The organism is Pseudomonas sp. WC2401, assembly GCF_041200115.1.
GTDB lineage: Bacteria > Pseudomonadota > Gammaproteobacteria > Pseudomonadales > Pseudomonadaceae > Aquipseudomonas > Aquipseudomonas fragi.
Genome location: NZ_CP165623.1, coordinates 4,890,380 through 4,903,959 on the forward strand (window position 1 = coordinate 4,890,380; position 13,580 = coordinate 4,903,959).

General features: G+C 58.9%; 18 protein-coding genes. 10 read left to right on the forward strand and 8 right to left on the reverse strand.

Going from position 1 to position 13,580, the window contains the following annotated elements; genetic code table 11:
- Positions 1-4 precede the first annotated feature (4 nt).
- The 3 genes from mlaD to AB3G35_RS22515 are packed head-to-tail and all read right to left on the reverse strand — an operon-like array spanning position 5 to position 2,078.
- On the reverse strand, positions 5-472 hold the full coding sequence (gene mlaD / locus AB3G35_RS22505; RefSeq protein WP_016781805.1) for an outer membrane lipid asymmetry maintenance protein MlaD: 468 nt from the start codon (positions 470-472) through the stop codon (positions 5-7).
- Complete coding sequence (gene mlaE / locus AB3G35_RS22510) at positions 472-1,269, reverse strand: lipid asymmetry maintenance ABC transporter permease subunit MlaE (protein WP_029611534.1); 798 nt, start codon at positions 1,267-1,269, stop codon at positions 472-474. Before mlaE ends, mlaD begins: the two co-directional genes overlap by 1 nt.
- Positions 1,269-2,078, reverse strand: coding sequence for an ATP-binding cassette domain-containing protein (locus AB3G35_RS22515; RefSeq protein ID WP_016781803.1), 810 nt, complete (start codon positions 2,076-2,078; stop codon positions 1,269-1,271). The genes mlaE and AB3G35_RS22515 overlap by 1 nt, the downstream gene beginning before the upstream one ends.
- A 292-nt stretch (positions 2,079-2,370) precedes the next feature.
- Between AB3G35_RS22515 and AB3G35_RS22520 the strand changes: the two genes are divergently transcribed.
- The 10 genes from AB3G35_RS22520 to AB3G35_RS22565 all read left to right on the forward strand — a co-directional run bounded on the left by AB3G35_RS22520 (position 2,371) and on the right by AB3G35_RS22565 (position 9,447).
- Entirely contained in the window at positions 2,371-3,345 is a 975-nt protein-coding gene (locus tag AB3G35_RS22520; protein ID WP_016781802.1) for a KpsF/GutQ family sugar-phosphate isomerase, read from the forward strand.
- A complete protein-coding gene (locus AB3G35_RS22525; protein WP_016781801.1) occupies positions 3,345-3,869 on the forward strand; it encodes an HAD family hydrolase in 525 nt (174 codons plus the stop codon). Before AB3G35_RS22520 ends, AB3G35_RS22525 begins: the two co-directional genes overlap by 1 nt.
- An 8-nt stretch (positions 3,870-3,877) precedes the next feature.
- A complete protein-coding gene (gene lptC, locus AB3G35_RS22530; RefSeq protein WP_016781800.1) occupies positions 3,878-4,450 on the forward strand; it encodes an LPS export ABC transporter periplasmic protein LptC in 573 nt (190 codons plus the stop codon).
- A complete protein-coding gene (gene lptA, locus AB3G35_RS22535) occupies positions 4,437-4,982 on the forward strand; it encodes a lipopolysaccharide transport periplasmic protein LptA (RefSeq protein ID WP_016781799.1) in 546 nt (181 codons plus the stop codon). Before lptC ends, lptA begins: the two co-directional genes overlap by 14 nt.
- Positions 4,982-5,707 carry an LPS export ABC transporter ATP-binding protein gene (lptB, locus tag AB3G35_RS22540; protein ID WP_016781798.1) on the forward strand — a complete coding sequence of 242 codons (726 nt, stop codon included), beginning with the start codon at positions 4,982-4,984 and terminating at the stop codon, positions 5,705-5,707. The genes lptA and lptB overlap by 1 nt, the downstream gene beginning before the upstream one ends.
- A gap of 237 nt (positions 5,708-5,944) precedes the next feature.
- Complete coding sequence (locus tag AB3G35_RS22545) at positions 5,945-7,438, forward strand: RNA polymerase factor sigma-54 (protein WP_029611533.1); 1,494 nt, start codon at positions 5,945-5,947, stop codon at positions 7,436-7,438.
- A gap of 75 nt (positions 7,439-7,513) precedes the next feature.
- Positions 7,514-7,822 carry a ribosome hibernation-promoting factor, HPF/YfiA family gene (gene hpf, locus AB3G35_RS22550; protein WP_016781796.1) on the forward strand — a complete coding sequence of 103 codons (309 nt, stop codon included), beginning with the start codon at positions 7,514-7,516 and terminating at the stop codon, positions 7,820-7,822.
- Between the two features lie 12 nt (positions 7,823-7,834).
- Positions 7,835-8,299 (forward strand): PTS IIA-like nitrogen regulatory protein PtsN, encoded by a 465-nt coding sequence (ptsN, locus tag AB3G35_RS22555; RefSeq protein WP_016781795.1) that lies wholly within the window; start codon positions 7,835-7,837, stop codon positions 8,297-8,299.
- Between the two features lie 2 nt (positions 8,300-8,301).
- Entirely contained in the window at positions 8,302-9,159 is an 858-nt protein-coding gene (gene rapZ, locus AB3G35_RS22560) for an RNase adapter RapZ (RefSeq protein WP_016781794.1), read from the forward strand.
- 15 nt (positions 9,160-9,174) lie between these two features.
- Positions 9,175-9,447: an HPr family phosphocarrier protein gene (locus tag AB3G35_RS22565; protein WP_016781793.1), complete on the forward strand. Its 273-nt coding sequence runs from the start codon at positions 9,175-9,177 to the stop codon at positions 9,445-9,447.
- A gap of 281 nt (positions 9,448-9,728) precedes the next feature.
- Here AB3G35_RS22565 and AB3G35_RS22570 read toward each other — a convergent pair whose 3' ends face one another.
- The 5 genes from AB3G35_RS22570 to AB3G35_RS22590 are packed head-to-tail and all read right to left on the reverse strand — an operon-like array spanning position 9,729 to position 13,505.
- The gene (locus tag AB3G35_RS22570; RefSeq protein WP_083369629.1) at positions 9,729-10,622 is read right to left on the reverse strand and encodes a ZIP family metal transporter; all 894 of its coding nucleotides are present in this window, start codon (positions 10,620-10,622) and stop codon (positions 9,729-9,731) included.
- Between the two features lie 27 nt (positions 10,623-10,649).
- Positions 10,650-11,261, reverse strand: coding sequence for a superoxide dismutase (locus AB3G35_RS22575; RefSeq protein WP_016781791.1), 612 nt, complete (start codon positions 11,259-11,261; stop codon positions 10,650-10,652).
- Position 11,262: 1 nt separating this feature from the next.
- The gene (locus AB3G35_RS22580; protein WP_369782151.1) at positions 11,263-11,712 is read right to left on the reverse strand and encodes a DUF2753 family protein; all 450 of its coding nucleotides are present in this window, start codon (positions 11,710-11,712) and stop codon (positions 11,263-11,265) included.
- Between the two features lie 28 nt (positions 11,713-11,740).
- A complete protein-coding gene (locus AB3G35_RS22585; protein ID WP_086798663.1) occupies positions 11,741-13,117 on the reverse strand; it encodes an aspartate ammonia-lyase in 1,377 nt (458 codons plus the stop codon).
- The gene (locus tag AB3G35_RS22590; protein ID WP_016781788.1) at positions 13,110-13,505 is read right to left on the reverse strand and encodes a hypothetical protein; all 396 of its coding nucleotides are present in this window, start codon (positions 13,503-13,505) and stop codon (positions 13,110-13,112) included. The genes AB3G35_RS22585 and AB3G35_RS22590 overlap by 8 nt, the downstream gene beginning before the upstream one ends.
- Positions 13,506-13,580: the final 75 nt, after the last annotated feature.

The following is a 13,580-nucleotide window of genomic DNA, read 5'->3' on the forward strand; positions in this document are numbered from 1 at the left end:
CTCCTTATTTGGCGTCTTTGCTAACGGTATTGAGCAGGAATTTGCCGATCAGGTCTTCAAGGACCAGCGACGACTGCGTGTCGTGAATGGTGCCACCATCCTTGAGGATGGCGTCTTCGCCACCCACGCTGATGCCGATGTACTTCTCGCCCAGCAGGCCAGCTGTGAGAATAGACGCTGTCGAATCCACAGGCAGGTTATCCACCGCTTTTTCGAGCTGCAATGTGACGCGGGCCATGTAGTTGTCACGGTCCAGGTCGATTGCCGTCACCTTGCCGATGGTCACGCCAGCCATAGTGACCTTGGCGCGCACGGTCAGGCCGGCAATATTGTCGAAATTGGCATAGAGCTTGTAGGTGTCGGTGCTCGCCGTCGGGGACAGCCCGCTGACCCGCAGGGCAAGCAACAGCAAAGCCAGGATGCCAGCCAGCAGGAACAGGCCGACACCGATTTCCATGGTGCGGTTTTGCATCAGAAATCTCCAAACATCAAGGCGGTCAAAATAAAGTCCAGCCCGAGGACTGCCAGTGAGGCATACACCACGGTCTTGGTAGTGGCACGGCTGATCCCCTCTGAAGTGGGCTCACAGTCATAACCTTGAAACACGGCAATCCAGGTCACCACAAAGGCAAAGACGATGCTTTTGATGATCCCGTTAACGACGTCACCACTGAAGGTTACGCTGTTTTGCATATTGGCCCAGTAGGAACCGTCATAGACGCCCAGCCAGTCCACAGCCACCCACGAACCACCCCAGATCCCGACCACGCTGAAAATCATTGCCAGCACGGGCAGGGAAATGAAACCGGCCCACAACCGTGGCCCGATGATGTACTTGAGCGGGTCGACACCGATCATTTCCAGACTGGACAACTGCTCGGTCGACTTCATGTTGCCGATTTCGGCAGTTAGCGCCGACCCCGCGCGCCCGGCGAACAGCAAGGCGGTCACCACCGGCCCCAGCTCGCGCAACAGGGTCAGGGCCACCATCTGCCCCACGGCCTGTTCGGAACCATAGCTGGACAGGATGCTGAAGCCCTGCAAGGCCAGCACCATGCCGATAAATATGCCGGACACGACGATAATCACCAGCGACATGACGCCCACGGAGTGCAGCTGCTTGATCAGCAAGCCAAACCCGCCGCCGATACCGCCACGCCCCAGCAGGGCATGAAACAGGAACACTGCCGAGCGCCCCAGTACCGCCACGGTATCGATCCCGGCCCGGCCGAACAGGCCGATACGGTCCATTAATGAAATCTTGCGCATCAGCGCTTCCCCAGTAGATCGGTTCGGTAGTCCGACGCCGGAAAGTGAAACGGAACCGGGCCATCCGGATCGCCGGTCATGAACTGGCGAATGCGCGGGTTATCGGCGTTCATCAATTCTTCAGGCGTGCCCTGCCCCAGCACCTGACCATCACCCACCACATACAGATAGTCGGCAATGCTCGCGGTTTCAGCCAGATCGTGAGAAACCACGATACTGGTAATGCCCAGCGCATCGTTGAGCAGACGAATCAGGCGTACCAGCACCCCCATTGCAATCGGGTCCTGGCCCACAAAGGGCTCGTCATACATCAGGATCTGCGGATCCAGGGCAATCGCCCGCGCCAGTGCCACCCGGCGCTTCATGCCGCCGGACAACTCGTCGGGCATCAGGTCGATGGCCCCGCGCAAGCCCACCGCCTGCAATTTAAGCAGCACGATGTCACGGATCATTTCTTCCGGCAGCTCGGTATGCACCCGCAGCGGGAAAGCAACGTTCTCGAACACGTCCAGATCGGTAAACAGCGCACCGCTCTGAAACAACACGCCCATATGCTTGCGGGCATCAAACAAATCACTGCGCGACAGGGCCGGCAGGTTTTGATTGTTGACCCACACTTCACCGCTGCTGGGACGCAGTTGCATGCCCATAAGGCGCAAAAGTGTGGTCTTGCCGCAGCCCGACGGGCCCATGATCCCCGTGACCTTGCCACGCGGGATACGAATATCGACATTATTGAAGATGCTGCGCGTGCCGCGCTTGAAGGACACTCCCTTCAGCTCGACCGCGTAGGCGTTATCGGCGCTCATCTAAACTCCTTGCGATGCAGCCTCTGCCTCTCACCCGGACACCAAACTTCTTGTGAAGAAGCACGCGTTCCCTGGCGGGCCGAACTGGCGGCGAACTATACCACTGCTCATAGTGACCGCCCAAGACCGAAGGAGTGCCGGTTAAGTCTCAGTACAGAGAAATAAAGCGGTTTTTTCTGCAAACACACGAGCACTTTGCAAACACAGACCATAAAGCACAGCGATCATGCGTGAGGGAATCCTACATAACCGCTATAATCCTTGCCTTTTCTCAGGCTACCCGACTTCAACCATGAGCCAATCCAGCGACCTGATCCAATCCGCCCAACGCACCATCCGCCTCGAACTGGAAGCCGTAGAGGGCTTGCTGTCGCATATCGACGCAGATTTCGTACGCGCTTGCGAGATGATTCTGGCCAGTAAAGGCCGGGTGGTCGTGGTCGGCATGGGCAAGTCAGGACATATCGGCAACAAGATTGCCGCCACCCTGGCCAGCACCGGCACCACGGCTTTTTTTGTTCACCCGGCAGAAGCCAGCCACGGCGACATGGGCATGATTACCCGCGATGACATCATCCTCGCGCTGTCCAACTCCGGTTCCACCGCCGAAATCGTCACCCTGCTGCCACTGATCAAGCGCCTGGGCATCAAGTTGATCAGCATGACCGGCAACCCCGAGTCGCCGCTGGCCAAGGCCGCCGATGTCAGCCTGGATGCCCGCGTGGCCCAGGAAGCCTGCCCGCTGAACCTGGCACCGACTTCCTCCACCACCGCCACCCTGGTGCTGGGCGATGCATTGGCCATCGCCCTGCTCGAAGCCCGCGGTTTTACCGCTGAAGACTTCGCCTTCTCCCACCCGGGTGGTGCACTGGGCCGTCGGCTGCTGCTGAAAGTGGAAAACGTCATGCATTCCGGCGATGAGCTGCCACAAGTGGTGCGCGGCACACTGCTTAAAGAAGCGCTGATGGAAATGACCCACAAGGGCCTGGGCATGACCGTGGTCATAGAAGAAGACGGACGCCTGGCAGGGATCTTTACCGACGGCGACCTGCGTCGCACCCTGGACCGCGAAATCGATATCCGCAACGCCACCATCGACACGGTCATGACCCCGCACGGCAAAACCGCCCGCGCCGACATGCTGGCGGCTGAAGCCCTTAAAATCATGGAAGACCACAAAATCAGCGCGCTGGTGGTGGTCGACAAGCAGGACCGCCCGGTGGGCGCCCTGAACATGCACGATCTGCTACGCGCAGGAGTAATGTAATGACCCAGGAACTTCTCAAGCGCGGCAAGGGCATCAAGCTGGCCATTTTCGACGTTGATGGCGTGTTGACCGACGGTCGCCTGTACTTCCTCGAAGATGGCAGCGAATTCAAGACCTTCAACACCCTCGACGGCCAGGGCATCAAGATGCTGATGGCCGCCGGTGTGCAAACGGCAATCATCAGCGGCCGCAAAACCCCGGTGGTCGAACGTCGTGCGCAAAACCTGGGCATCCCGTACCTGTACCAGGGTCGTGAAGACAAATTGGTGGTACTGGACGAGCTTCTTGGCCAACTCAACCTAAGCTATGAACAGGTTGCCTACCTGGGCGATGACTTGCCGGACTTGCCGGTTATCCGCCGGGTAGGTTTGGGCATGGCCGTGGCCAACGCCGCGAGCTTTGTCCGTGAACACGCCCACGGGGTAACCCAGGCACGAGGCGGCGAAGGTGCCGCCCGCGAATTCTGCGAGCTGATTCTGCGTGCCCAGGGCAGCCTGGACGCAGCCCACGCCGCCTACCTATAGAGCTTTCTATGCTGAGCAAAAAGATTCGCCAAATAGTGCTGTTTGCAGTGATTGCTTCGCTGTTTGCAGCGGTTGGCTACTGGAATATCAGGCCGGAACGTTTTCTCAACACCCCTACCCTGGCGGTGGATGAAAGCGCTATCGACTACTACGCCACCAATGCACACAGCCGTCAGTTTCTGCCCGACGGCAAGCTGCAGTACGACATGACGTCCGAGAAGCTTGAACATTTGAAGGCTTCCGAGGTCACTCAATTAACCCAACCTAAAATGCAGCTCTACCGCGGCACGGCTTACCCGTGGCATGTGCAGAGCGAGCGCGGTGAAGTCAACCCGGACGGCACCGAGGTCGAGCTGATCGACGCGGTGCGTATCGCGCGTACCGACGAGAAAAACCGCACCACCATTATTACCAGTACCCGCATGACTGTATTCCCCCAGAAGGAATATGCGCAGACCGAGCGAGACGTTAGAATCGACGGTGCTGGCGGCGTAACGACTGGCAAGGGAATGAAAGCATATTTGAAAGACGGCAGGATGGACCTGCTGTCCAACGTAAGAGGACAGTATGAGTCTCGTTAAAACCCTCCCTTTATTGCTCAGTTTGAGCGCCGCACTGGGAAGCGTGAGCGCCTGGGCTCTGCCAAACGACAACGAACAACCTATCCGCATCCAGGCCAACGAGGCGCAACTGGATGACAAGCAAGGTGTTGCCACCTACAAGGGCGATGTCATCATCACCCAGGGCTCGATGAAAATCACCGGCAACACCGTCACCATTACCCGTAATGCTGCGGGCGAAATCGACGTGGTTACATCCGTCGGCAACCTGGCCTACTTCGAACAGCTGCAGAAAGCCACCGACCCCAAACCGGTTCAGGCTTATGCCGTCACCATTCAATACCATGCGCCACAAAACCGCATCGTGCTGATCGACAAGGCCAAGGTCATCAACGACGGCAACACCACCGAAGGCGAGAAAATCGTCTACGACACGGTCAAGCAGGTCGCCAATGCCGGCCGGGCCAATGGTGCCAATGTCACTGCGCCACGCCCGCGCATCGACATGGTGATCCAGCCCAAGAAGAAAACCGACCAGCAGAAGGCCCAGTAATGGCAACTCTGAAAGCCCAGCATCTGGCCAAAAGCTACAAGAGCCGCCAGGTCGTGCGTGATGTCAGCCTGTCCATCGACAGCGGGCAGATCGTCGGCCTGCTCGGCCCTAACGGCGCAGGCAAAACCACCTGCTTCTACATGATTGTGGGCCTGGTGCATGCCGACCAGGGCCGCGTCCTGATCGACGACCTGGACGTCAGCCATGAGCCCATGCACGGCCGTGCACGCGCCGGTATCGGTTACCTGCCGCAGGAAGCCTCGATCTTTCGCAAGCTGTCGGTGGCCGACAACATCATGGCGATCCTCGAGACCCGCAAGGAGCTGGACAAGGCCGGGCGTCGCAAGGAGCTGGAAAGCCTGCTGCAGGAATTCCATATCAACCACATTCGCGACAACCTGGGCATGAGCCTGTCGGGTGGTGAGCGTCGCCGGGTAGAAATCGCCCGCGCACTGGCCACGGCCCCCAAGTTCATCCTTCTCGACGAACCCTTTGCCGGTGTCGACCCGATCTCGGTGGGCGATATCAAGCAAATCATCTACCACCTCAAGGCCAAGGGCATCGGCGTGCTGATCACCGACCACAATGTCCGTGAGACCCTCGATATCTGCGAAACCGCCTATATCGTCAATGACGGGCAACTGATCGCCGAAGGCGATGCTGAAACGATTCTGGCCAACAAGTTGGTGCGGGAAGTTTACCTGGGCCACGAGTTCCGTCTGTAAGCCCGGATACACCAAGGGCCGCCATGGCATCCGGGCAGTAAAAAATGCGCCAGCTTTTTATTGCCCGAATGCTCGCCAGGGGCGCTCTCGATCAGCTCATCTCCCACAAACTAATTTAGACCGCCCCCTAGGCAAACGCACCAGTTTCAGGCATATAATTTGCTTATGTTTGGCGCTCACGCGCCCTGTAGTGGATGGCGCCATGTGCGCCGGCGAATAAGGTGTTAAGCCCCTGCCATGAAACCATCGCTAGTCCTGAGAATGGGCCAGCAGCTGACAATGACACCTCAGCTGCAACAGGCCATCCGCCTGCTCCAATTGTCGACCCTCGACCTGCAACAGGAAATCCAGGAGGCTCTGGAGTCCAACCCGATGCTCGAACGCCAGGAAGAAGGCGACGACTTCGACAATGCAGACCCCCTTGCCGACAACATTGAGCAAAAGCCCAATACCGACGTCCAGGAACCCACCTACCAGGAAACTGCGCAGACCGTAGACAACCTGGAAGACGGTGACTGGGGCGAACGCATTCCCAACGAACTGCCCGTGGACACGGCCTGGGAAGACATCTACCAGACCAGCGCCAGCAGCCTGCCCAGCAACGACGATGACGAGTGGGACTTCACCACCCGCACCTCGGCCGGCGAAAGCCTGCAAAGCCACCTGTTGTGGCAACTGAACCTGGCACCGATGTCCGACACCGATCGCCTGATCGGTGTCACCCTGATCGACTGCATCAATAACCAGGGCTACCTGGACGAAAGCCTCGAAGAAATCCTCGAAGCCTTTGATCCGGAACTGGACATCGAGCTCGACGAAATCGAAGCCGTCCTGCACCGCATCCAGCAATTCGAACCCGCCGGCATCGGCGCGCGCAACCTGGGCGAATGCCTGCTGCTGCAATTGCGTCAGTTGCCAGCCAAGACGCCCTGGCTGAACGAAGCCAAGCGCCTGGTCAGCGACTATATCGACCTGCTGGGCGCACGCGACTACAGCCAGTTGATGCGCCGCATGAAGCTCAAGGAAGACGAGCTGCGCCAGGTGATCGAGCTGGTACAGAGCCTCAACCCGCGCCCGGGCTCGCAAATCGAATCCAGCGAAGCTGAATATGTTGTTCCAGACGTGATCGTGCGCAAGGACAACGAGCGCTGGCTGGTGGAGCTAAACCAGGAGTCCGTGCCGCGCCTGCGGGTGAACGCACAATATGCAGGTTTCGTCCGCCGGGCCGACACCAGCGCCGACAACACCTTTATGCGTAACCAGTTGCAGGAAGCACGCTGGTTTATCAAAAGCCTGCAAAGCCGCAACGAAACCCTGATGAAAGTGGCGACCCAGATCGTCGAGCATCAGCGCGGTTTTCTGGAGCATGGCGACGAGGCCATGAAGCCCCTGGTTCTGCACGACATCGCCGAAGCCGTCGGCATGCACGAATCCACCATTTCCCGGGTGACCACGCAAAAATTCATGCATACCCCACGGGGTATTTATGAACTGAAGTACTTTTTCTCCAGCCACGTCAGCACCTCTGAAGGCGGCGAATGCTCCTCTACCGCGATCCGTGCCATCATCAAAAAACTGGTTGCTGCGGAAAATCAGAAAAAGCCGTTGAGTGACAGCAAGATCGCTGGTTTACTGGAGGCACAAGGTATTCAGGTAGCCCGTCGCACCGTCGCCAAGTACCGCGAATCCCTCGGGATAGCGCCTTCGAGCGAACGCAAGCGTTTGATGTAAGCCACGGACCCCGGCGTTTCAGTGGCAGGCTGCTCGGCCTGCCGCTTTATGCAATGGCATCAAAGGAGAAACTGTATGCAAGTCAACATCAGTGGACACCAACTGGAAGTCACCGAACCGCTACGCGCATACATCGGCGAAAAACTCGACCGACTGGAGCGTCACTTCGACAAGATTACCAACGTACAGGTAACGATGGCGGTCGAAAAACTGAAACAGAAAATCGAGGCCACCTTGCACATCCATGGAGGAGAAGTCGTTGCCAACGCCGAGCATGACGACATGTATGCCGCCATTGATCTGCTCACTGACAAGCTTGATCGCCAACTGAAAAAGCATAAGGAAAAGACCCAAAGCCTGCTCCAGGGCGCGACCGGTCGTTAATACTCCCTACCCATGATCCGACTTGAAAGTATCCTGACCCCCGGCCGTTCCCTGGTGAACGCGCCGGGCGGCAGTAAAAAGCGCGCACTCGAACATATTGCCAACCTGATCAGCCGCGAAGTGCCTGGTCTCGAAATGCAGGATGTTTTTGAGAGCCTTATTGCCCGTGAAAAACTGGGTTCCACCGGTTTCGGTAACGGCATTGCCATACCCCATTGCCGCCTCAAGGGTTGCGAGTCGCCTGTGAGCGCCTTGCTGCACCTCGACGCCCCCATAGATTTCGACGCCATCGATGGCGCGCCGGTCGACCTGCTTTTCGTTTTGCTGGTGCCAGAAGCGGCAACCGATGCACACCTGGAACTGCTCCGGCAGATTGCCAGCATGCTCGATCGTAAAGACGTGCGCGAAAGACTGCGCAGTGCACCTAGCAACGAAGCGTTGTACCAGGTTGTTCTGGACGTACAGAACGGTCATTAATCATGCGCTTAGTCATAGTCAGCGGACGCTCCGGCTCCGGTAAAAGCACTGCCCTCGCCGTCCTTGAAGACAACGGTTTCTATTGCATCGACAACTTGCCAGCCGGCCTGCTGCCGGAACTGGCCGAGCGGGCGTTGATTCACACCGAGCTGGCGCAACCGCTGGTGGCCGTATCGATCGATGCGCGCAACCTGCCCAGCCACCTGTCCCGCTTCCCCCAGTTGCTTGAAGAGGTTCGCAGCCGACATATTCAGTGCGATGTGCTGTACCTGGATGCCGACGAAGAAACCCTGCTCAAACGCTTCTCGGAAACCCGCAGGCGCCACCCGCTCAGCAGTGCGAGCCGCTCGCTGGCCGAGGCCATTCGCGATGAAACCCAGCTGCTGGGACCGATTGCCGACCTCGCCGACCTGACCATCAACACCACCAACCTGAACCTGTACCAGCTGCGTGACACGATCAAGCTGCGCCTGCTGAACAAGCCGGAACCCGGTACTGCCTTTCTGGTGGAGTCGTTTGGCTTCAAGCGCGGGATGCCGGTGGATGCCGACCTGGTATTTGACGTGCGCTGCCTGCCCAACCCGTACTGGAAACCCGAGCTGCGCGAGCAGTCAGGGCTGGACCAGCCGGTTGCCGACTACCTGGCGGCACAGCCTGATGTCGAAGAAATGTACCAGGACATCTCCAGCTACCTGCTTAAATGGCTGCCACGCTTTGCGGCCAGCAACCGCGCCTATGTGACCATCGGGATCGGCTGCACGGGCGGGCATCACCGTTCCGTGTACCTGACCGAACGCCTGGGCAAATGCCTGCAAGAAACTCTGAAGAACGTCCAGGTTCGCCACCGCGACCTTACTTGAAGGATCTACCCCGCGATGCCTGCAGTGGAAATTGAAATCATCAACAAACTGGGCTTGCACGCCCGTGCATCGGCAAAGTTTGTCGGCATCGCAGGGCAGTTTCCATGTCAGATCCAGGCGGGTCGCACCCCTGAGTCGATGGTCGATGGCAAAAGCATCATGGCCATGATGATGCTGGCTGCCGGCAAGGGCACCACCATCCACCTCAAAACCGAGGGTGAGAAGGAACAGGAAGCACTGGACGCACTGGTCGCGCTGATCAACAACTATTTTGATGAAGGCGAATAACCGAACCGTGCATCAACCTGTAGCCGCTGCCGAAGGCTGCGATAAGGCCCGAAGGGTCTTCATGCCCACAAAAGCGCGACCGCTTCGCGCTCGATCGCAGCCTGCGGCAGCGGCTACAGACTTCACACCCATATCACCCTCCCACCTGTAGCAGTTGACGAGTAGAACGAGGCTACGTCCGGTTTGGTGCGCCACTGCGACGCAGCCTCGCTCCGCGAGTCAGCTGCTACAAAGGCCCCTTGACCGGCAATAGAGTATCTACAGGTTAATCCCCCCCCTGCTCAGCCCAGCGCCGTATCCATCACCATCATCAGGCAAAAGCCGACGCACAAGCCCAGGCTTGCCAGCTTCTCGTGGCCATTGCGCCGCGACTCGGGGATGACTTCCTGGGTGACCACCAGCAGCATCGCCCCGGCCGCCAATGCCAACCCCAACGGCAACAATACTTCGGCCAGATTGACCAGCCAGGCACACAGCACCGCAAACACCGGTTCAACCAGCCCTGAAGCCGCGCCAATCAAGAACGCCTTGACCCGCGACATGCCCGCCCCAGCCAGCACAAGGGCAATTACCAGCCCCTCCGGCACATCCTGCAAGGCAATCCCCATCGCCAGGCTATCGGCATCTGGCATGCCGCCACCTGCCGACACCCCCACCGCCATGCCCTCAGGAATGTTGTGCGCCACAATCGCAATCACAAACAACCAGATGCGCGGTGCAATGACCGGCTCGCCGGGGCGACTGACAAAGACCTCAGGCCCGGCGCCGGACACCTTGCGGTCTACCAGGAACAGGCAAAATGCGCCCAGCAGGATCCCCACGCTGATCAGCCCGCTGGCGGACCAGGGCGACAAACCCAGGCTTTGCGCGGCCGCAATGCCCGGCACGATCAGCGAAAAGGCGGTAGCCGCCAGCATTACCCCGGCCCCAAAGCCCAACAAGGTATCGCTGACCGCCACCGGCATTTTTCGAATAACCAGTACCGGCACTGCACCTAGCGCCGTGCCCAACGCACACAACGCACCTCCCTGCAGCGCCCGCAGCAGCCTGGGTTCCAGATCCAGCCAGACCAGCCCCTTGGCAACCAGCAAGGCCGTGCCCGCCAACAACAAGAGCGTACCGAAGGCATAGCGAAACATCCGCACGCCCCCGACCGCTAAAATTTGCGTGCCCATAATCCGCCTGAATCCTTTTCGGTGGGCTTAGCCAATCGCCGCTTGATAGCGTCGAGCTACTTCGGGCCAGTTGATCACGTTGTAGAACGCATTGATGTATTCCGGGCGACGGTTTTGATAACGCAGGTAATAAGCGTGTTCCCACACGTCCAGCCCCAGAATCGGCGTATTGCCGTTCATCAGCGGGCTGTCCTGGTTACCGCTGCTTTCGATCACCAGTTTTTTTTGCGGGGTCACGCTCAACCAGGCCCAGCCACTGCCAAAACGCGTCAGTGCCGCCTTGGTGAAGTTCTCCTTGAACGTCTCCAGTCCGCCCAACTGCTCGTCAATGGCCTTGGCCAGCGCACCTTCGGGCTTGCCCCCGCCTTTGGGGCTCATGACTTCCCAGAACAACGAGTGGTTGGCATGCCCGCCACCCTGGTTGATGACTGCCGCTCGCAGTTTTTCGGGCAACTGGTTAACACTGGCCACCAGTTTTTCCACCGGCCATTTGGCCCATTCGGTGCCCTCGACGGCCGCGTTGAGGTTATTGATATAGGTCTGGTGATGCTTGGTGTAGTGGATTTCCATGGTTTGCGCGTCAATATGCGGCTCAAGCGCGTCGTAGGCGTAAGGCAAGGCAGGCAAGGTATAAGTCATATCAATGTGCTCCTAAGTGATGGCCGCTAACGGTCGAGAACTCATGGCTGCTTTGAGCCACGTTGCTTTTGAGCAACAGATTGGAGCGCGGGTATTCGCCGTGCTCGCTGATAAAGTTCAAAAGCTCTACATAGGTCTTGCTGCTCTGACGCAGCGCCGCTTCGCGCAATGCGGTCGGCAGGCGCGGGCTCTGCATGGTTTGCAGCAACCGCTGGTGAATTGCGCAGAGGTATTCGACGCTCTCTTCCGGCTGGTTGAGGCGCAAGTGCAGATCCGCCAGGTTGTGGTGTGAAATGACACAGGCGGCCACTGCTTCGTCGGCATCACTCCCGCGCTCGAACAACACCTGGGCCAGCGCCAGTGCCTGCAGGTAGTGTTCGCGGGCATCGACCAGCTCGCCTTCGGCGAAACAGCGGTTGGCTCTTTCGATCGTGCGTTTCCAGTGCTCCATGTGAACCTCCAAAGCAGTGTTTATCGGGTTAAACGCCGCCGGCGGTCAGTTTTTCGGGATCCAGCAGGACCTCGAGCTGGCTGCGCGACAGGTCGGTGTATTCGAGGGCCACGTCTATTACCGGGCGCCCCTGCTGGTAGGCGGTCTTGGCGATTTCGGCGGCCTTTTGATAGCCGATGATCGGGTTCAGCGCCGTGACCAGGATCGGATTGCGCGACAGCGCTTCCTTCAGCTTGGCTTCGTTGACCTTGAAACTGGCAATGGCCTTGTCGGCCAGCAGGCGGCTTGAATTGGCCATCAGCTCGATGCTGCTGAGCAGGTTTTGCGCAATGACCGGCAGCATCACGTTCAACTCAAAGTTGCCGGACTGGCCTGCCACGGTGATCACCGCGTCATTGCCGATCACCTGCGCTGCGACCATCGCCGTGGCTTCCGGTATCACCGGGTTGACCTTGCCCGGCATGATCGACGAGCCCGGCTGCAACGCCTCAAGTTCGATCTCGCCCAGGCCGGCCAGGGGGCCGGAGTTCATCCAGCGCAGGTCGTTGGCGATTTTCATCAGTGACACTGCCGTGGCCTTCAACTGACCAGAAACAGCCACTGCGGTGTCCTGCGACCCAATCAGGGCAAACAGGTCCTTGCCCGGCGTGAAGACCACCCCGGTCAGCTCGCTGAGTTGCTGACTGAATAACGCAGCAAACTGCGGGTGGGCGTTAACCCCGGTGCCCACTGCGGTACCGCCCTGGGCCAGGGATTGCAGCGCCGGCTGCAGGTTGTGCAAATGGTCGATATTGGCCTTGAGTTGCTGCGCCCAGCCATTGAGCACCTGGCTCATGCGTACCGGCATGGCGTCCATCAAATGGGTGCGCCCGGTTTTGACATAGGCATGAACCTCGATCGCCTTGCGCTCGATAACCTGCACCAGATGGCTCAGCGCCGGCAGCAACTGCTCGTGCAGGCCCAGTGCAGCGCTGACATGGATGGTGGTCGGGATAATGTCGTTACTGCTTTGCCCGCAGTTGACGTGATCGTTGGGGTTCACCGGCTCGCCCAGCAACCGCGTGGCCAGGGTGGCAATCACTTCATTGGCATTCATGTTGGAACTGGTGCCCGAGCCGGTCTGGAAAATATCCACCGGAAAGTGCTCCATGTAATCGCCGGTCAGCAGGATTTGTGCCGCTTCGACAATGGCCTCGCCCTGGGCCGCCGTGATTTGCTTGAGCTCGACGTTGGCTTGGGCTGCGGCGGCTTTGGCGAGGATCAGCGCGCGGATGAATTGCGCAGGCATGCGTTGATGGCTGATCGGGAAGTTGTCGACCGCACGCTGGGTTTGCGCGCCGTATAGCGCGGCCTCAGGTACACGCAACTCACCCATGCTGTCGCGTTCGATACGAGTGTTACTCATCGGGAAATCCTTGCACCAGTTCTGTTAAAGAAATTGAAGGTTCGAGCTCGCAGGTTGCCAACTGCCAGGCAAAGCTTTGCCAGCGCTTGAGCCGGCAGTTGCACAGGGCTTGGGTTTCGAGGTCGCGCAGCGGGCGCCACGCGTTGTCCAGACACAGGGTGCGCCAGTGCCACGGCAGCGCGGTGTCGGTGGCGGTGTCGAGCAACAGCCGGAAGGTGGTCACGGCAATCAACCACGGGGAGGTGGCCGTACAGCCGGCAAGATAGCGGCCTTCGGCCAGGTAATGCTCGATCAGGCGCGGCTCGTTCGGTGCCAGCGCGCAACGGATCTGGCGGCTCATCCAGCGCCAGCTTTCTAGATACGGCCCTTCACGCAACGCAGAACTCATGACCCAGGCTCACTCGATAATGAGATTCATTATTAAGCGATATTGATTATCAAAACAAGCCTGCTAAAGGATGGG